Here is a 17740-nt window from a genome sequence, read left to right as displayed (position 1 = left end):
TAAGTTAAAGGGGCATATTCTTTTCTGTTTAACAACAGTCGTGGCAGCTTTCGCAGTCTGCGTCGTCACAACCCTCGTGGCTGTGGGAGTGGTGGACATGGCCGTGCTGCAGTTCTTCTTCGCTGGCTTCCCGTACATCCAGTACCGAAACATCGAAGTTAAGATCGAGCCCCGCCATGGGGTGGTTGCCGTCGATGGTGATGGTATTCCCATCAACTTTGGTTACGGTGACCATCTGGAGTTCACCGTCCGGGGTTTCTGCGTGGAACTGCATCCCCTCTTTAACGTTATCCACTCCGCTAAAACGGTCCAGGGGGACGGTGGCGATAAGTTTGTCGTTCCGCTCTCCGTAGGCATCGGCGGCGGGGATGCTTATTTTGAAGCTATCCCCCTGGGCTTTACCGTCCAGGGCTTTTTCCAGGCCGGGGATGATGTTTTGGTGACCATGGAGGTACAAAAAAGGCTCCGGGCCGGTACTGTCGAGGATCTGGTTTTGTGCATTGGTAAGGGTGTAGTTGAGACTAACCACCCGATCGTTGGCTATATTCATGATTATTTATATCATATTGGGGTTTTTAGGTAAAGGTTTTGTAAAAAATAAATTGTACAAAATCATGTAAAACATTGGAATATAAGCTAATCTGTGGTACTATAAGCTGTATATCCTTCCGATATTTACTGCAAACGGAGGGTAGGAGGTTTTATGAAAAAGGTACTGGTTCTCAGTGTACTTTTTAGCGCTATTTTTGTGGGTTTTGTGTTTGGAGCAGATAATTATACGGTCCAGAATATCACCGGAAAGGTGGATACGCTTGGATCTTCCGGTCAATGGATAACGGTTTCGGTTGGGGACATCCTTAGCCCCTCTACAACGGTAAAAATCGGGATTAATTCCGTACTGGTCGTTAAAAACGGGGATAAAGAAGAGGTCATTCGCGCCGCTGCACGGCAGGGTACCCTGGAAAGCTTCCTCGGCGGCGGTACGGCAAGAATTTCTGTGGGGGGCAACGTGGTTAATTCCAATGTGTCCGTACCGGCTTCGGGGACTTCCAATATCTCCACCTCGGCTACCCGGGCCAGCGATGCGGCCAGCGACCTGGATTGGGCTGAATAGCTACTTCTGGGTTAGATTGTACACCCCCCAATCCGGATTGGGGGGGCTGTTAAAGTACTGCTCAGACCAATTCAAATAGAGCTTTGCCACCGGATCCTCTGGTCTCTTCTCCGTTAATACCTTGAATAACTTTTTTGCCTCGAGAAATTGGCGGTTTTCGTATAACAATAGGGCTTTTTCCCAGTTCTGCACAAAATCCTGCAATGCCGTCGGGGCTTGATTCTGTTCTTCCAGGAGTTCGTAGAGCTGTATGGCGGTATTGATCCCCACTACCCGGACCCGATCCAGGCGCCGGGTAACAAATGTATCCCCGATTTCATTTTTGGTGTATTCGCTTATCAGGATGCCGCCGGTGTTGAACTGTTTGTTAACCCCCTCCAGCCGGGACGCAAGGTTTACCGAATGGCCCATGATGGTGTAATTCATCTTGTCGGGGGTCCCCATATTTCCCACAATCATGTCCCCGGTATTGATCCCAATGCGGGTAAACAAGGGCGGAGAGTCCAGGGTTTTATCCAATACAATCCTGGTAAAAGGGGGGAGGGGGCTTGCGCTTTCGTCCAGGATTTGTTGATTCAACCGGGTTTCAGCTTTTTTTATCTGAATGGCGGTACGGCAGGCCAGAACGGCGTGTTCCTCCATATGAACCGGGGCGCCGAAGAAGGCGATGATGGCGTCTCCCTCGTATTTATCCACGGTTCCCCGGTTTTCCAGAATGATATTGCTCATATCGGTGAGATAGATATTGAGGAGGCTTACCAAATCCGCCGGGCTGAGGTATTCGGAAATGGTGGAAAAGCCCCGGATGTCCGTAAAGAGGGCGGTCATTTTCCGTTCCTCCCCTCCCAGGTTTAGTTTAGACGGGTCCTGAAGGATTTCCTCAATCACCTGGGGGGCAAGGTACCGGGAAAAGGCGGAGCGGAGGAAGGATTTTTCCCGGGTGGTGGAGAAGAAATTGATCGCCTGAAGGCTCAGAAAGGTAAGGGTTACGGAGATGAAGGGAACCGCCGCCCCTAAGTAGCGTTTAGTGATAATAAAAAACAGGAGAAAGAAAGTGGCGCTCAGGATCATGGCGAGTATACCCGCCGCGATGGATTTACCCACATCAAGCCGGTGGATCAGTATCCCTAAGCCAAGGGACAAGGCTAGGGCGATGAGCAGGGATACAATGCGGGGGATATCGTCCAGGAATTCCCCGGCGAGGATCATGTTGGCCGCCGCCGCGTAGATTCCCACATTGGGGAAGCGTTCCTCAAAGGTAATCATCCCGTTATCGGTCATGGAGGTGGCGTTAACCCCGATAACCGAGAGGCTCCCCTGAACTTTTTCCCCCACCGTTCTCCGTATATCCATGAGGGTATCGAACTGTTCCCGGCCTGCGCCAAAGAGTGCCCTGACAAAATTTTCCAGGTCTCCGTTCCCCGCTACATCCTCCAGGATTAGTGTTTCTGCGGGACCCCCAAGAAAGGTTTCCGCGGCTTCAAGGTATTCCCGCCGGATTTTCCGGTAGTCCTCAAATCTGCCCTGTTCTAGGGGGGACTCTTCCCGAATATGCAGGGCTCTGGTATAGGCGTCCAGAGGGTTTGGGACGTCCCCTAAATAGTAAAAGAACCCCGATGATTCCATTACCCGGAGGTTCCGGACAAACTCTTCTTCCAGCTGTTTATACCGGATGAGTTGCCAGGAAGACAGTATATTGTAGTCTACGAAGGGCTTTTTAGGCCACTTGATCAGCACCGTACCGTCCCTGGATCGGGGTATTCTGATATCCCGGACTGTTCCCCGGATATTGGCGCCCTTAAGAGTTATCGCAGTATTGGTAACTACGATTTCCGGGCTGCCTATCATTTCCCTAAGGGCGGTCAGGGCGAGATGGCCGTAATAGTCATCCCCATGTTTCAGCACTAAATGTATCCGCCGGCGGTAACCGTCCTTGTCGGGCAGGGCGTTTACAAAACCTGCGCCCCCTGCGCTGTTTAAAAGAGGCGCAATGGGGGGGAGTATCCCCGCTTCGTTTGGGGTCAGGGTATCCCCGGCGGCGCTGATGTTTTTTAAAGCAACATGCTCTTTCAGATAGAGCATGTTTTCTGTACCCCCGGTGGAAGATGAATCGGGGGTCATGGTTAGGGTTAGGTAGGCTTTCCCAAAAAAAGCAAGGCTCCGGGCAAAGTATTCATCCACATCCCGGCTTACGAAGGATACGGCCTCGCCGATAGTATTCCGGACCAATTGGTTATGCTCAAAAAGCTGTTCCTTGTATTCCCCCAGATCCGATGGCCGCAGCGCTCCTGTGGAAAGGGCGTCCAGGACCTGCGCCACAGAATTGTTGATGCCCAGGAATTCATTATCCAGGATACCCGGCAGGGTGTTTTGCACATACTCCGGATCGATCCGCATGGGGCTCCGGTCCGGATAGCTTAAGTCGAATACAACCGTATCGGCCCCCATTTCCCGGAGAAATACTATGGCGTCCGCCAGAATATCCCGGGTCCAGGGGAAAATTCCCACATTGGCGATAGCGTTGTCATCCACCGTAATTATGAGGACCGAATCGTCCTCGGTCAGGCTGGGGACTGTGCCCAGGAAAAGGTCGAAGACCCTGTTATCCAGGGAGGTAAAAAATAGGAGGGAACAGAGAAGCGTACCAGCGGCTGGGACAAGGATGAAGGCATATTTCTTCCACATGGTCTACAGATCAATACCGGTGGCTTTCCGGAGCCGTGCGATGGTCTTTGCCGCAATTACCCGGGCTTTCTCCGCGCCACGCGCCAGGGTTTCGTCCAGACCCTTGGGGTCCGCCATAATTTCGTTGAACCGGTTCCTGATTGGCGTAAGTTCCCGGTTCACCACCCGGAACAGCTCTTCCTTGGCCTCGCCCCAGCCCATGCCCCCTGCCCTATAACGGGTTGCCAGACTTTGCTGTTCCTCCGCTGTGGCGAAGAGCTTGTATAATAGGTATATCTGGCTGATTTCCGGGTCCTTGGGTTCCTCCACCGCCTGGGAATTGGTAACGATCCGCATGATAAGTTTGCGGAGCTCCTTTTCCGGGGCGAATAGGGGGATGGTATTGCCGTAGCTTTTGCTCATCTTCCTGCCGTCCAGGCCGGGCACCACCGCTACCGACTCCTGTACCGCCGCCTGGGGTACCTTGAGAACCTCGGCCTTATAGTTAAAGTTTATCGCCTGGGCGATATCCTGGGCCATTTCTACATGCTGAACCTGGTCTTTCCCCACGGGGACCACATCGGAATCAAAGAGGATGATATCCGCCGCCATGAGCACCGGGTAGGTAAAGAGTCCCATGTTGATCCCCGCATCGGGGTCGTCGTTTTTTTCGGTATTGTCCTGGACCGCAGCTTTGTAAGCGTGGGCTCGGTTCATAAGACCCTTGCTGGTAAAGGCCATGAGCGTGGTGGTGAGCTCGAAGGTTTCGGGGACGGAACTTTGGCGGTAAAAGATAACCTTTTCCGGGTCCAGCCCGGCTGCAAGCCACCCCGCGGCGACCTGCCGGATAAGGGCGGATAATTCCGCCGGGTTCTTTACGGTATTTAAGGCGTGGTAATCGGCGATAAAATACCGGGCGTCGTAGTCCCCGGCCAATTCCAGCGCCGGCTTGATGGCGCCGAAATAGTTCCCTATGTGTAATATTCCTGTAGGCTTAATCCCAGTCAGGGCTATCTTTTTCATTATCCGTAATGTACCGAAAAACAGCCTTTTCGTATAGGGGCCGGAAATGCCGGTTCCGGGCCGGGCTTTCAAAAAAAAACGAAGCTTTGTATACTCCCTGTTATGGATTATATCGGGATTGCATTTAAGGTAATCGGCGGACTCTGTCTCTTCCTCTATGGGATGAAGGTGATGAGCGACGGGGTTCAGCAGGCCGCCGGCGACCGGATGCAGCGGGTCCTGAATTTTATGACCAAAAACCGGTTTATCGGGGTATTGACCGGCATGGTGGTAACCGCCCTGGTCCAGTCCTCGTCGGCAGTTTCAGTTATGCTGGTATCCTTTGTGAATGCCGGTCTCCTTTCCCTTACCCAGGCCATCGGGGTGATCATGGGGGCCAATATCGGTACCACCACCACTGCCTGGATTGTGTCCCTTATCGGGTTTAGCATAGATATTTCCGCCCTTGCCCTGCCGGCGATTGCGGTAGGCTTCCTCATGGGGGTGATTAAGTGGAAACATCAGGTCCTGGGGGCCGCCTTCATGGGCTTCGGTTTTATTTTTCTGGGGCTCAAGTTCCTCACCGATGCTCTGCCTACGGTTGACCCCGAATCCCTGGCGTTTATTCAGCGGGTTTCCAATCTGGGCTTCCTTTCGGCGCTCATCGGGATGGGCGCCGGTACGGTGGTTACCCTGTTGATGCACTCTTCCGCAGCCACCATTACCCTGGTTATCACCCTGGCCTGGGGAGGGGTTATCAATTTTGAGATTGCCGCCGCCATGATCCTGGGCGCCAATATCGGTACCACCATCGACGCCATTCTGGCCGCCATTGGGACTAAAACTGCGGCAAAACAAACCGCCCTGGTGCATGTGCTTTTCAATGTGGCGGGAAGCGTTATTGCGGTTATTTTCTTTAAGCCCCTAATACATCTGGTGGATCTATTAGTTCCCGGCGATCCCATGGGTGTGGGAATAGTCACCCATCTGGCTATGTTCCATTCGGTCTTCAATATCATGTGTACCCTCGTATTCCTTCCTATAGTGCCCCAGCTTGCCGCCCTGGTTTCTTTCCTTATAAAAGACAAGGACGGTAAGCTGGCGCTGCCCAGGACCTACCATCTGGAATACCAGCATTCGACCCGCAGCACCCCGGAGTTGAACATCATCCGGGCGGAAAAGGAAATCCGGGACATGACCGACCTTGCCGCCTCCATGTTTGCCAAGGTAAGCGAAACCTTAGCGTTGTTTCGGGAAGAGGGTGATAAGACGCCCATTGTGGAAACCCTGGTGGAGGAAATGCGGGCCAAGGAGGCTTATGCGGATGACATGCGGGTGGAGCTGACCCGGTTCCTTCTTGAGTGCACCCGCCAGCAGCTGAGCCACCAGTCGGAAACAAAGGTGTCCCAGCTCCTGCGGATCATTTCCGACCTGGAGGATATGACCGACGATTGTTTCAGCGTCAGCCTCCTCCTTGATCGGAGCGTGAAGAAGGATCTGCTCTTTAAGAAAAAAGAGATGGAAGCCCTGGCGCCATACGTTGCCCATGTGGAGGATTTTCTTGCCTTTGTGAAGGGGCATGTGGGCCGTAGTATTACTGATGAGCAGGCGGTCTTTGCGGAAAAACTGGAAAACACCATTGATAAATCCCGGGACAGGCTCCGGAAGCTGGGCCGGAAACGGATAGAGGCAGGGGAGGATGTCAAAACAGAATTACTGTTTATAGACGTGGTACGGCGTATAGAAAAAGTGGGCGACTACTGCTACAATATTGCAGGGGTCTTGTCCCATACCGGGTAGGTACTTTGGCGTGCAAGTTATCGGAATTCTTTTTAAGGTAATCGGCGGACTCTGCCTTTTATTGTATGGGATGAAGGTGATGAGCGACGGGATTCAGCAGGCCTCCGGAGAGCGCCTGCAGCGGGCTCTGAACTTTATGACCGGGAACCGCTTTATCGGGGTTCTCTCCGGGCTGGTGATTACCTTTCTGATCCATTCCTCCGCGGCAGTTTCGGTGATGGTGGTTTCCTTCGTGAACGCCGGACTCCTCACGGTGAAACAGTCCATCGGGGTGATCATGGGGACCAATATCGGCACCACCCTGACTGCCTGGATGGTGTCCCTCCTGGGCTTCGGTATTGATATCTCCTCCTTCGCCCTCCCTGCGGTGGGGATTGGTTTTATCATGCGGGCGGTCAAATGGCGGTACCGGGATTTTGGCTCAGCCATAATGGGCTTTGGCTTTCTGTTCCTGGGGCTGAATTTTCTGACCACCTCCCTTCCGGAGATAACCCCGGAGGCGGTGTCCTTTATCGCCGATCTTTCCGGCAGGGGCGCCCTCTCAGTGCTTATCGGTGTGGGAGCAGGAGCGGTGGTTACCCTGATGATGAATTCATCCACCGCCACAACCATTCTGATCATCACCCTGGCGAGTAAGGGGGTGATCAACTTTGAAATGTCCGCTGCCATGATCCTGGGGGCTAATATCGGTACCACCGTCAGCGCACCCATAGCGGCTATCGGCGCAAAGCCTGCGGCAAAACAAACCGCCCTGGTGCATGTGCTTTTTAACGTTATCGGCGCGCTTATCGTCATCATTTTTTTTAAACCCTTTATATGGCTGGTGGACCATATTATCCCCGGCGATGTTGATACAGCGGCGCTGCTCCTGGGGAATGAGAAGGCGCGGGCGATGATAGCCTTTCATCTGACCATGTTCCATACGGCCTTTAATTTGGTCACCACCCTTGTTTTACTGCCCTTTGTTAAACAGTTTGCCGCTCTGGTTTCTTGGCTCGTTAAGGACAGAAGGGATGTCTCCGGGGAAAACGTCCCCTATAAGCTGGAATATCAGTCCAATATTCTCCAGGATACTCCGGAACTGAATATTATCCGGGCGGAAAAGGAGATCCGTGACATGGCGGGGCTTGTATCTTCCATGTATGCCGCCTTTAGCAGCGGTTTACAGTCCCTTAAGAAAACTGGGGATAAGGAAGAAGCGGTCACTTTCCTGGTGGAGAACATGAAGCGGAAGGAAGAATACGCCGACCAAATGCGGGAAGCCTTGACGGCTTTTCTCATGGAATGCACCCGCGAGCAGCTGAATTCCCGATCCGAACAGTGGGTTTCACAACTCCTGCGGATTATCGCCGACCTGGAGGACATGACCGATGATTGCTACAGCGTCGGTCTGCTTCTGGAACGGAGCGTTAAAAAGAACCAGATATTCAGGGAAAAGGAGATGAATGCCCTGTCGCCCTACATGAATCTGGTGGAGGATTTTCTTGTCCTGCTGCGGGAATGTTTGGGACAGAATTTGACGGAGGAACAGATTGGACGCGCCAGGGACCTGGAAAGCGAAATCGACAAATCCCGTAATAAACTACGCAGACTGGGACGCAAACGGATCGAAGCCGGGGTGGATGTAAAAACCGAATTACTCTTTATCGACCTAGTCCGCCGTATCGAAAAGTTAGGAGATTACTGCTACGATATTGCCGAAGCCCTCTCAAAGCGCTAACCGGTGTAGTCACTCCGTTTAGCGATGTTAGATGATGCCGGAAACACCTAACAAACACCGGCGGGCAGGGGGAGGGGAGTGCCTGCCCGAGCACATATGGAATTCCCTGCTGTAGTAGACCCGCACAGCGGGGCTGCGGAAGCAGACTCTACATGCGTGTGAGGACAGGCACCCCCCTCCCCCTGCCCGTTATTGCGATTAGTACGTGTTTCCGGCTTCATCGCCGATAGTGGTGGTTGGCCCGTGCCCCGGGTAGACCGTAATGTCCTTGTCCATGGTTGAGAGGCGGCGGAGGCTTTGCTGAATCTCGGGCCAGCTTCCGCCGGGGAGATCCGTGCGGCCGCAGTCGCCCCGGAACAGGGTGTCGCCGCTAAAGAGGACCTTTGCTTCTTTGTCGTAGAAACCGACAGAACCTCGGGTGTGGCCTGGGAGGTGCAGGGTTGTAAAGGGGCCGATGACGCTGCCCTCGGAGAGGAGTTCGTCTGCTTGAGGCATGTCCTTCCAGAGGGCGTCCACATAGTCGGCGTTCCCTGCAGCTGCGGTGAAACTTTCCCGGTGGACTTCGTAGGCATTGGGACCCAGGTACTTCCCATCATCCCGGTGGATGGCAATAACCGGGGGGGCGTCCTTAAAGGCTGCTACAAGGTCGGGCAGGGCGGCGATATGGTCAAAATGGCCGTGGGTAAGTAGAATATACCGGGGGCGCAGATTGAGCCGCTTAAGCCGGGAAATGATGACCTTGGGATCTGCTCCGGGATCGATAACCGCGCATTCAGCGTTTTGGGAATAGATCCAACAGTTGGTTGCAATGGCCCCCACAACAATAGAATCGATCATGGAGGTATAATACCCTGCGTAACACCTATTTGCTAGTAATCATCGCTATGGTCTTTCTCTGGTGTGGGCTGGTACCGGTGGCGGGGGCTTTTTTCTTACGCCGTTCCTGGCGTATCTTCCGCCGCCGGTTTGACGAACTGTGCCTGCAGCCTGTGCTGGATTACGCCGCCTGTCAGAATACCCCCCCGGAAGGGGGCCTTTACCGGTTTACCGGAGGTTTTGAATCTCTCACAGGCTCCTCCGCCGAAGCCCATAAGGGCCGAGTTTCTCCTCCGGACGGCCAAACCCTTTGGATCCGCAGCGATACCATGACTATCCCCATTGCCCTGGAGGGAGCCCATACGTATATGCTCCCCATGCCCGAGGGGGGCGAATCCCTGGGACCCTTTGATCCCGGGGAGGAGTCTCCTGAGCGGATACGCTGGGATCGGATTTCTACCCTCACCGAGGGGGCCAAGGTTTTTGTGGGGGGGCTCCTTACCCGTCTGGAAGACAGGTGGACCTTTGTTTCTACCAAGGAGCATCCTTTGCTGGTTATTTTTTATGACGGTCCGGATCATACCCTTGCCACCCGGGCAATCCGGGCGGGACGGCACCAGAACGAGTACTGGAACCGAATCACCCCCTATGGCTTTATCCTTAACGTTTTTTCCCAGGTTTTCATCGCCGCATCCGTTCTTCCCCGGCCTGCCTTTCGCTTAACCGTAATCAGCGCGGTCATCGCCCTCTTTGCGCCCCTGCTGCCCCTGCTGCCGCCGGGGGTACTGCTCACGGTGCTGTACCGGCGGCTCTGGTGGCGGGCCCGTATTTTCCGGGCATACCGGGATTTGGCCAGACTGCCCCTTAAATACTTTCGGGACTTTCATCAGGACGGGTCTCCAACGGGACTCCCTGTTGGGCAGCTCCCATCGGGAAGCCTCAACGTTGGACGGCTTCCCAATGGCGAAAACTATGGAGCAGTCTGGTATGAGGAGCTTCCCACTGGGGAGGATTCTCCTCCTCTGCTCATTTCGGAGCAACGGCCCAGAAAGGGTGAAGGCTGGTATGTTTTTGGGGTACTTTCTGATGGGGTTCCGATTAGACCCCGGGACCCCTGTGCAGTTTTTGGAGCCATACCGGGGGAACCGGAGATTCTGGCTAAACGCTACACCCAGAGCGCCTATATCCTGGAGATCACCGGGGGTTTATTCGTGGTAATAGGGATGGTGATAAATATTCTTTTTATCACCATGATCTTCTATCTGCTGCAGTAAGCTGTCCGGATCAGTCTTCTTTGGAGTCTGCGTCAGTCTCGGGATCCGCAGTGGAACTATCATCAAAGTCGGAGTAGGAATCGGTATCATCGTTGTTATCCCCGGGCAGCCCTTCCAATGGCGCAGCCAAGCTGTCTCCGTCTTCTTCTTTCCGGCTTCTGGCATAGTTTACCGCAAGTGTCCTGCCGCGGAAATTGATGCCGTTCAGGGCTTCGATTATCTCCTCCGCCACTGAGTTGCGGACCTGAACAAAGGAATAATTATTCAGGATATTGATGATCCCGATATCATCCTTGGAAACCGATGTTTTTGTACCAATGAGCCCCAGGATTTCCCGGGGGAAGACCCGGCGATTCCGGCCTACGCTGATAAACAACCGGGTGGACTCATCCTCCGGCAGGGCCGATGGTAAGGGCTGGCGGTTCTGCTCTGCCCCCTCGCTTGGTTCACTCCCACGGGTATTGTCCCGGGTGTTGTTCGATCTGGTCCGGGGGGGCTCACCGCCGCCGGATTTGCGCGGGGAACTTCGTTGCATGTCGCGGGACCTGCCGCCGCCCGCCTGATCCTGGAGCATCAGAAGATAGGCAGCCAGGTAGGAACGCTGGAAAAAGGAAACCTTCTTCCGGATAAGGGAACGATATTGATTGAGCAAATGAGGATCCGCCTCGGTCTGAATATTTTTTAAAATTTCATCAAGACGGTTTTTAACTTTTTCATCGTTTATTGCGGACATTCATGCATCCTATTATTAAAAATTTATCTTAGCATGACATATAAATAAAATTTACTCAATATGCCATATTTTTTCTGCAGTATCTGGTCCGAACGGGCGTAAAGGATTCACGGAGCAGTACCCGGGAAAACCCTTCGGCGTCCTGGGGAACATCAATGAGAATTTCCGATACCCCGCTGGTCTCCGCCATACCCACCAATCGGATGAGCAGGGTTTCCCCGATACCCATGCCGCGGTATTCCGGGTGGACTTCCAGGGCGGTAATTTCCAGGCTTTTTCCCGTAACGGCCCCGCTGATATGGGCGGCGAAATCCCCACTCCCGGTTTCGGCAACCAGGGCAAGTTGTCCCGGAAAGGACCAATGGGGGATTGCGCCTGGGGGGGGACTCTCTGCAAGGCAAAGTTTGTGCAGTTCCGCCGTCCTTTCCGCATCCTCCGGAACAGGCTCCCGGACCCTAAAATCTTCCTGAACCAGATCTTCGGTTTCCTCCGGTTCTTCGCCAATACTTTCCAAGCCCCACGCTTCCCGCAGGGTATTGTACCAGCGAATCACCGCCCGTTTCATCTCCCGGTCTTTGTAGGCATACCAGAGTTTTTCCGCCTCCGGATGTTCAGCGAGGGTATCCTTAAAGGCCCGGAATACCCCCTTCCCCCGGTTTAGGGCGGCGCTGAGCTTAGTCCGGATCACCTTGTTTTTAAACCCGGCGGCAAACTGTTCCATCAGGTTGTAACCATCCGAGGAATCCCAGCCGGGAAGGTCTATGTACCGGTCTCTGTCATCATTCTTCAGATCCGCATCGTCTTCGGAAACTACCGTTCCCTCCTGGGTATCCAGGTAAGAAATCCATTCCTGATTTTCCATGGTGAAGACAATATCATCGATCAGTGCCTCGGTAAGTTCAAACTGCATCTCATACCCCCATACAGGTTCCCACGGCCATGGCCGTATCGACCATATAATGATCCGCCGGTACGGTCTTAACCTTTCCTGCGGGCACACTGAGATCCACTGCGCCGATGGCATCCCCCTGCAGGGCGACCATTTTGCCGTATTCCCCCCGGGCCAGAAGATTCGCCGCCTCGGTACCCAGGCTGGTGGCCAGAACCCGGTCCGACGCGCTGGGTATGCCACCCCGCTGGGTATAGCCCAGGACCGTGGCCCGGGTTTCCAGCCCCGTTTCGGCCTCAATCTCCCGGGCCAGCCGGTAGGCTATGGAAGGGGAAACGGTCTGTTCCCGGTACTTCTTCCGCTCCTTCTTTTCCATCCGCGCTTCCTCCACCGACATGGCGCCTTCGGCTACCACCACAATGGAAAAACTCCTGCCGCTGGCTGTCCGTTTTTCCAGATGCCGGGCAATAACTTTAATATCGTAGGGAATTTCCGGGATCAGGATGATGTCACCCCCGCCGGCTACCCCCGCGTAGAGGGATAGCCAGCCCGCCTTATGCCCCATCAGTTCGATGATCATCACCCGGCTGTGGCTCTGGGCGGTGGAATGGAGCCTGTCTATGGCTTCCGTGGCGATGGACAGGGCGGAGTGGAAACCGAAGGTCCGGTCGGTCCCTATAATGTCATTATCGATAGTTTTGGGAAGTCCCAGCACGTTCAGCCCTTCCCGGGAGAGGAGGTACCCTGTGGTATTGGTACCGTTCCCCCCAAGGACCACCAGGCAGTCCAGCTTGAGCTTCTGGTAGTTTTCCTTAATCGCCTCCACCTTATCTTCCCCGATATCGTTGTTGTATTCCCTGGACCGGGCTTTGAAGGGCTTTTCCCGGCTGGTTCCCAGGATGGTCCCCCCCCTGGTGAGTATCCCCATAAAGTCTACCGGCCGCAGTATCCGCCAGTCCTCGTCAATGAGCCCCCGGTAACCGTTGGCGATACCCACGGCGGTCATGTTATACCGGTCGTGGGCGGCCCGGCACACCCCCCGGATGGCGGCGTTTAAGCCCGGGCAATCCCCGCCGGCGGTAAGGATTCCGAAAGTTTTGGTCGCGCTTTGTTCCATGGCAGCCAAGGCCCCCTTGTATTCATACATAAATCGGTCGATATAGTTAGTATTATAGTTAAGATAAGGCTGAAATGGGAAGAAGGATCGTTTTTTTATATGCCCTATATCTCCTGATTATCCCCGCTTTACATCCCGATGAGGAAACCGAACGGAACCTGGCGGCCTTTTCCGATCCCGCCCGGGTTTGGGGAAGCGGCGTTGAAGGGGTAATCGAAGAAGCCTACCGCCAATGTTTCAAGACCTACATCCTGGACGGTAAGGTGATGAACCTCCGTATGCCCTTTGCCCAGAACAACGAGCGGGATCAGCTGTCGGAACAGTCATGGGAGTTCCTGGGTGGCGGCAAGGCGGACCCCGCATATCTTTGGCAAAACATTACCGAAACCCTGGACAGCGATGATTTTCAAAGCTATACGGAAACCCTGGGGGACGGCAGAGAAAAGGTGATGATCCTCGATATCCCCACCCAGACCTGGACCCATTCCCGGGACCTCTTCGACATAGCCCGGATGAAGGCCGGGGCCTATCGGGGCTTGCCCCACCGCCCCTACGTACTCGTGTCCGGCGGGGGCATCAGCGAAACCGACGTGTACAATTACCTTTACTGTATAGGCTGGACAGGCATGGACTGTTCCGGCTTTGTCTGGCATACCCTTTCCCTGGTGGCTAAAAAAGGCGGCATAGACCTTGGCCGGACCCTGCGCCGGGCCATAGGCGCCAGAGGCGGTGATGTTTCCTACTATGTGGGAACCTGGTTCTTCAATTCCCGGAGCCGGGAAATAATTTCCGTCAAGGATGAAATCCGGAACATACAGCCGGCGGATGTCCTCCTTTTCCGGGGCTCCAACGGAGGCATGGTCCATTCTGCGGTAATCCAATCGGTGGATCTCCGCGAAGGGGTAGTCCGCTATCTCCAAAGTACCGACGAGGCGCCCCTGGCGGAACGGGGGGTCCATGAATCCCTTATTTACTTTAACCCTGCCCACCCGGAAACAAGTCTCTCCGACCCTTCCCTGGTCTGGACCCAGTCCCGGTACCCCCCATTCCCCGGCGAACAGGCTTCCGCCTTCTCCGATGACGGCGAGCGTTACCGGGCCTTTGGCGGAGGACGGGTGGTACGGCTGCGGGCGCTGGCCGGGGCTATACAGAAAATTAACCGGCGTTAAGGAACGGATCCATGTCATTTTTAATGGGCATTGACTTAGGCACCTCAAGTTTGAAGGTGATCATCATTGATACTAAGGGTGTGATACAAGCGGAAAGTTCCAAGGCGTATCAATTTGATTCACCGGTTAATGGGTATGCGGAACAGAAAACAGAAGTTTGGTGGTCCGCCTGCTGCGAATGTATCCGGAATGCCCTTTCCCGTTTGAATGCCCCCGCTTCTGAAATACGGGGGATAAGTTTTTCCGGGCAGATGCATGGCGCCGTGCTTCTTGATAAGGATAGGAATGTAATCCGTCCTGCCATACTGCATTGCGATGCCCGGTCCGGCGTACAGGTACAGAAAATCAACCGGATCTTTACAGAAAAGCATCTCAGCGGTTCCCAGCTGAATCCGGTATATACGGGCTTTCTTTTAACTTCCCTGGTTTGGATACGGGATAATGAGCCCGAACTGTACGACCGGGTGCGGTATGCTTTTTTGCCGAAGGATTTTTTGAAAATGATGCTCTGCGGGGAACTGAGTTCCGATTACTCGGACGCATCGGCCACCCTCGCCTATGACATACAGCATAACTGCTGGTCTAAGGAAGTGCTGAACGCCCTGGATATTCCCCTGGAATTTTTCCCCGAATGTTCCGCTTCGGATCATGTTGCCGGAAGGGTAAGCAAAAAAGCTGCGGAAGCCACGGGCCTTTGGGAAGGGACGGCGGTTGTTAACGGCGGCGCCGATCAGGTTATGCAGGCCGTTGGAAACGGAGCGATACATCCCGGCCAGGCCACGGTGAACATCGGAACCAGCGGCCAGGTTTGCTTCCAAAGTGACCGGCCGATCCGGAACCCCAGCTTATCTACCAACACCTTCTGCGCCTACCGGAGCGGGGCCTGGATAACCATGGGTGCAACCATGAGCGCCGGTCTGGCCTTCAAATGGTTCAGAAACATCCTCCCCCCGGTGGATTACCGTACCTTGGATGGGGAAATAGAAAAACTAAATCCCGGCAGCGGTGGTCTCCTTTTTTTACCCTACCTAAATGGTGAAAGAACCCCCCATGTAAACCCCAACATAAGCGGTATGTTCATGGGGCTTAACCTGAACACTTCGGGAACTCACCTGGCCCGGGCGGTTATGGAGGGGGTTACCTATGCCTTGCTGCAATGTATCGAAGTTTGCGGTGACCTGGGCTTACAGGCGGAGGAGCTGATCGCCTCCGGCGGAGGGGCGCGGAGCCCGGTTTGGCTGCAAATGCAGGCGGATATCTATAACATTCCGTTAAAAACAACGGTATCGGAAGAACAGGCCTGTATAGGCGCTGCGCTTATGGCCGGCCTTGGTTCCGGTGTTTTTAGTTCTATTGAAGAAGCCTGCGCTTCCTTTGTCCGGTATAAAGACAGGATTTATACTCCTAACCCGGAGAACCATGGCATATATCAGCAATACTATCGTTTGTTCAAGGATGCGTACACCGGAAGTCAAAGGACCATACAAAGTCTTACTGAACTGGGGCGGCGTTAAAAGGCCGTCCGGGAATAACCACGGATCTTACTGACAAAGAGAGAAGAACTCAGAAGATGTGGCAGGCGATATGGCAAAACGGGCGGAGGGAGGGGCATCCCCGGCGCTCACACGCTTGTAGAATTCGCTTCCGCAGCCCCGCTGCGCGGGTCTACTACAGCGAGGAATTCCAAATGTGTTCGGCCGGGGATGCCCCTCCCTCCGCCCGCTTTTGTCAGGTAGCCCCACACTTAGTTAGGCAATTTCCGCCCCCAAACAATGCGCTAAACTTAGTTAAGCAAAACTTAGTTTGGCGGCTCCGGTACCGGGTGATGCGCCAAGCTTAGTTAGGCGATATGCCGGCTCCTGGGAAATACACTCAAACACAGGCTAAGTGCATAGGCGCCGGTGGGGTGGGGAAGCCACAGCGCGGGATATTTGGAATTCCCTGCTGTAGTAGACCCGCGTAGCGGGGCTGCGGAAGCAGACTCTACAAGCATCCCGCGCTGGGGATTTCCCACCCCACCGGCGTTTTTGCGATATGTCCGGCTCACAGGGTTATTCAAAGGGATAGTTCCAGTGCGTAAGCCTTACTTTTCCGTTCCCGGTCATAGTTCCGCCGTTTCTTTTCGGGAAGACTATCGATAGGACATTCCTTGAAGCCCAGGAGTTCAAACCAATCCTGGGTACGGGTGGTGAGGATAAAGACCCGGCGTAGGCCCTGCTTTTTAGCCCTGTCGATGAGATAGCGGACGATGCGCCGGCCCAAGCCCATGTCGGCGTAGGCGGGGTCCGTGGTAAGGGCGGCAATTTCACCCTGCCCCTCGCCCCAGTCGTGGAGGGCGCCGCAGGCGTGGACCGAATCGTCAATTTCAAACACCGCATAATCGTCTTTCTTTTCCTGAATGTCTTCGGGGCGCCGCCGTACCAGGACCCCCTTCTGCATCAGGGGTTCCATGAGCCGGAGTATGTCCGGAATATCCCGGTTCTTTAAGGGCCGGATAGATTCGTAATCGTCGGCGTAGATCATGGTTCCTGCACCGAGGTTGGAGAAAAGTTCCCGGAGTACCGCCCCTTCTTCCCGGCCGTCGATGATATGGACCCGTTCAACCCCGGCCTTGGAAGCCTGAAGGGCCAGCCGTAGTTCGTCCAGGGGCTTATCCCCGGCGCCGAAGGAGAGGTTCATCTCAAGAACGGTTTCCGTTTCCTGGGGGGTGAGCCGGATGATACGGCCATTTTCCCCGAACTGGATGTTCTCCGGCAGGGCATAGGTCGGCGCCCGAAGCCCCTGGTCCAGGGTGACGATAAAGAGTTTTATCGCCCCAAGGGCGGTGGAGGCGGCCAGGGCAATTTCGTCACTGGACACGTTGTAGGGCTTCCCCGCGGGGCTCCAGCCTATGCAGGGGAGTATGGGGACCATCCCCAGGTCCAGGACCCGGCTTATGGGGTCGGTGAGGATACGGTCCACCTGGCCGGTTTGTTCCATATCGACGCCGCCTTCTACCCCAAGCCCCCTGGCGCGGACAAAGTTGCCAATTACCGCGTCAACCCGGCCGGTCTTACCGCCGGGTACCACGGAACTCCCCGCCGCCAGGCCGGTCATAACCTGGGTGGCCACATGGAAGGCCGCCATCTCCACAAAGGGAATCGCCGCAGCCGTGGTAATCCGTGTACTGCCCGAATAGTTTGATACAATTCCGTATTCCAGGAGCACCGAGTCGATCCATTCCTTGGCCCCGGGAACGATTACCACCCGGAACCCCGTCTGGGCCAATAGGGCCAGATCCTTCATCAAATAGGGGAAGCCCGGGTCTTCGGTAACCGGATAGTCGATCTTGAAAACCATGGTGGAACTTTCAAAGCGGCTCTGATAATGAAATGCTTCCCTGATAAGGTCCACCTGGGACCATGCTGATCCGGTATTATCCATGGTCTTATTTAATACTAAA

Annotated in this window: 14 protein-coding genes; 6 read left to right on the top strand and 8 right to left on the bottom strand. The window is 54.6% G+C overall.

The features are described from left to right. Positions 1-28: 28 nt before the first annotated feature. The gene (locus TPRIMZ1_RS0107415; RefSeq protein ID WP_010257149.1) at positions 29-550 is read right to left on the bottom strand and encodes an FKBP-type peptidyl-prolyl cis-trans isomerase; all 522 of its coding nucleotides are present in this window, start codon (positions 548-550) and stop codon (positions 29-31) included. Between the two features lie 153 nt (positions 551-703). On the opposite strand from TPRIMZ1_RS0107415, the gene TPRIMZ1_RS0107410 reads away from it, so the two are divergent. Further along, positions 704-1114 (top strand): hypothetical protein, encoded by a 411-nt coding sequence (locus TPRIMZ1_RS0107410; RefSeq protein WP_010257146.1) that lies wholly within the window; start codon positions 704-706, stop codon positions 1112-1114. Here the strand turns inward: TPRIMZ1_RS0107410 and TPRIMZ1_RS0107405 are convergent, their stop codons facing one another. Together TPRIMZ1_RS0107405 and TPRIMZ1_RS0107400 are read right to left on the bottom strand one after the other, a co-directional pair. Then, positions 1115-3799: a CHASE2 domain-containing protein gene (locus tag TPRIMZ1_RS0107405; RefSeq protein ID WP_010257143.1), complete on the bottom strand. Its 2685-nt coding sequence runs from the start codon at positions 3797-3799 to the stop codon at positions 1115-1117. Positions 3800-3802: 3 nt separating this feature from the next. Continuing rightward, positions 3803-4801: a tryptophan--tRNA ligase gene (locus tag TPRIMZ1_RS0107400; RefSeq protein WP_026043589.1), complete on the bottom strand. Its 999-nt coding sequence runs from the start codon at positions 4799-4801 to the stop codon at positions 3803-3805. Between the two features lie 102 nt (positions 4802-4903). Here TPRIMZ1_RS0107400 and TPRIMZ1_RS0107395 point away from each other — a divergent pair, with 102 nt between their 5' ends. Both TPRIMZ1_RS0107395 and TPRIMZ1_RS0107390 read left to right on the top strand, forming a co-directional pair. Beyond that, positions 4904-6580 (top strand): Na/Pi cotransporter family protein, encoded by a 1677-nt coding sequence (locus TPRIMZ1_RS0107395; protein WP_010257139.1) that lies wholly within the window; start codon positions 4904-4906, stop codon positions 6578-6580. Positions 6581-6590: 10 nt separating this feature from the next. After that, positions 6591-8300, top strand: a complete 1710-nt coding sequence (locus tag TPRIMZ1_RS0107390; RefSeq protein ID WP_010257137.1) for a Na/Pi cotransporter family protein — start codon at positions 6591-6593, stop codon at positions 8298-8300. Between the two features lie 198 nt (positions 8301-8498). Here TPRIMZ1_RS0107390 and TPRIMZ1_RS0107385 read toward each other — a convergent pair whose 3' ends face one another. Beyond that, the gene (locus TPRIMZ1_RS0107385; RefSeq protein ID WP_010257133.1) at positions 8499-9137 is read right to left on the bottom strand and encodes an MBL fold metallo-hydrolase; all 639 of its coding nucleotides are present in this window, start codon (positions 9135-9137) and stop codon (positions 8499-8501) included. Between the two features lie 29 nt (positions 9138-9166). On the opposite strand from TPRIMZ1_RS0107385, the gene TPRIMZ1_RS0107380 reads away from it, so the two are divergent. Beyond that, positions 9167-10390 (top strand): hypothetical protein, encoded by a 1224-nt coding sequence (locus TPRIMZ1_RS0107380; protein ID WP_232616766.1) that lies wholly within the window; start codon positions 9167-9169, stop codon positions 10388-10390. Between the two features lie 10 nt (positions 10391-10400). Here the strand turns inward: TPRIMZ1_RS0107380 and TPRIMZ1_RS0107375 are convergent, their stop codons facing one another. Genes TPRIMZ1_RS0107375 through TPRIMZ1_RS0107365 form a run of 3 tightly spaced genes read right to left on the bottom strand, consistent with a single transcriptional unit; the run spans position 10401 to position 13129 of the window. Continuing rightward, positions 10401-11123 carry a DbpA RNA binding domain-containing protein gene (locus TPRIMZ1_RS0107375; protein WP_010257124.1) on the bottom strand — a complete coding sequence of 241 codons (723 nt, stop codon included), beginning with the start codon at positions 11121-11123 and terminating at the stop codon, positions 10401-10403. 55 nt (positions 11124-11178) lie between these two features. Further along, a complete protein-coding gene (locus tag TPRIMZ1_RS0107370; RefSeq protein ID WP_010257119.1) occupies positions 11179-12033 on the bottom strand; it encodes a GNAT family N-acetyltransferase in 855 nt (284 codons plus the stop codon). A 1-nt stretch (position 12034) separates the two neighbouring features. Further along, positions 12035-13129 (bottom strand): 6-phosphofructokinase, encoded by a 1095-nt coding sequence (locus tag TPRIMZ1_RS0107365; RefSeq protein ID WP_010257116.1) that lies wholly within the window; start codon positions 13127-13129, stop codon positions 12035-12037. Between the two features lie 74 nt (positions 13130-13203). On the opposite strand from TPRIMZ1_RS0107365, the gene TPRIMZ1_RS0107360 reads away from it, so the two are divergent. Both TPRIMZ1_RS0107360 and xylB read left to right on the top strand, forming a co-directional pair. Next, positions 13204-14298 carry a C40 family peptidase gene (locus TPRIMZ1_RS0107360; RefSeq protein ID WP_010257114.1) on the top strand — a complete coding sequence of 365 codons (1095 nt, stop codon included), beginning with the start codon at positions 13204-13206 and terminating at the stop codon, positions 14296-14298. An 11-nt stretch (positions 14299-14309) separates the two neighbouring features. Continuing rightward, on the top strand, positions 14310-15812 hold the full coding sequence (gene xylB / locus TPRIMZ1_RS0107355; RefSeq protein WP_010257110.1) for a xylulokinase: 1503 nt from the start codon (positions 14310-14312) through the stop codon (positions 15810-15812). A 541-nt stretch (positions 15813-16353) separates the two neighbouring features. On the opposite strand, the gene argA is transcribed toward xylB, so the two are convergent. Continuing rightward, positions 16354-17721 (bottom strand): amino-acid N-acetyltransferase, encoded by a 1368-nt coding sequence (gene argA / locus TPRIMZ1_RS0107350; RefSeq protein ID WP_010257108.1) that lies wholly within the window; start codon positions 17719-17721, stop codon positions 16354-16356. Between the last annotated feature and the right edge of the window lie 19 nt (positions 17722-17740).

This window comes from Treponema primitia ZAS-1, from assembly GCF_000297095.1.
Classification (GTDB): Bacteria; Spirochaetota; Spirochaetia; order Treponematales; family Breznakiellaceae; genus Termitinema; species Termitinema primitia_A.
Note: the sequence above shows the minus strand (reverse complement) of the source record. Positions and strands in the feature narration are given on the sequence as shown.

Excerpts from the sequence above, each read along its gene's own strand:
- TPRIMZ1_RS0107370 (WP_010257119.1), bottom strand. The coding sequence starts at position 12,033 with ATGCAGTTTGAACTTACCGAGGCACTGATCGATGATATTGTCTTCACC.
- TPRIMZ1_RS0107395 (WP_010257139.1), top strand. The coding sequence starts at position 4,904 with ATGGATTATATCGGGATTGCATTTAAGGTAATCGGCGGACTCTGTCTC.
- argA (WP_010257108.1), bottom strand. The coding sequence starts at position 17,721 with ATGGATAATACCGGATCAGCATGGTCCCAGGTGGACCTTATCAGGGAA.
- TPRIMZ1_RS0107405 (WP_010257143.1), bottom strand. The coding sequence starts at position 3,799 with ATGTGGAAGAAATATGCCTTCATCCTTGTCCCAGCCGCTGGTACGCTT.
- TPRIMZ1_RS0107410 (WP_010257146.1), top strand. The coding sequence starts at position 704 with ATGAAAAAGGTACTGGTTCTCAGTGTACTTTTTAGCGCTATTTTTGTG.
- TPRIMZ1_RS0107365 (WP_010257116.1), bottom strand. The coding sequence starts at position 13,129 with ATGGAACAAAGCGCGACCAAAACTTTCGGAATCCTTACCGCCGGCGGG.
- TPRIMZ1_RS0107375 (WP_010257124.1), bottom strand. The coding sequence starts at position 11,123 with ATGTCCGCAATAAACGATGAAAAAGTTAAAAACCGTCTTGATGAAATT.
- xylB (WP_010257110.1), top strand. The coding sequence starts at position 14,310 with ATGTCATTTTTAATGGGCATTGACTTAGGCACCTCAAGTTTGAAGGTG.
- TPRIMZ1_RS0107385 (WP_010257133.1), bottom strand. The coding sequence starts at position 9,137 with ATGATCGATTCTATTGTTGTGGGGGCCATTGCAACCAACTGTTGGATC.
- TPRIMZ1_RS0107415 (WP_010257149.1), bottom strand. The coding sequence starts at position 550 with ATGAATATAGCCAACGATCGGGTGGTTAGTCTCAACTACACCCTTACC.
- TPRIMZ1_RS0107400 (WP_026043589.1), bottom strand. The coding sequence starts at position 4,801 with ATGAAAAAGATAGCCCTGACTGGGATTAAGCCTACAGGAATATTACAC.
- TPRIMZ1_RS0107360 (WP_010257114.1), top strand. The coding sequence starts at position 13,204 with ATGGGAAGAAGGATCGTTTTTTTATATGCCCTATATCTCCTGATTATC.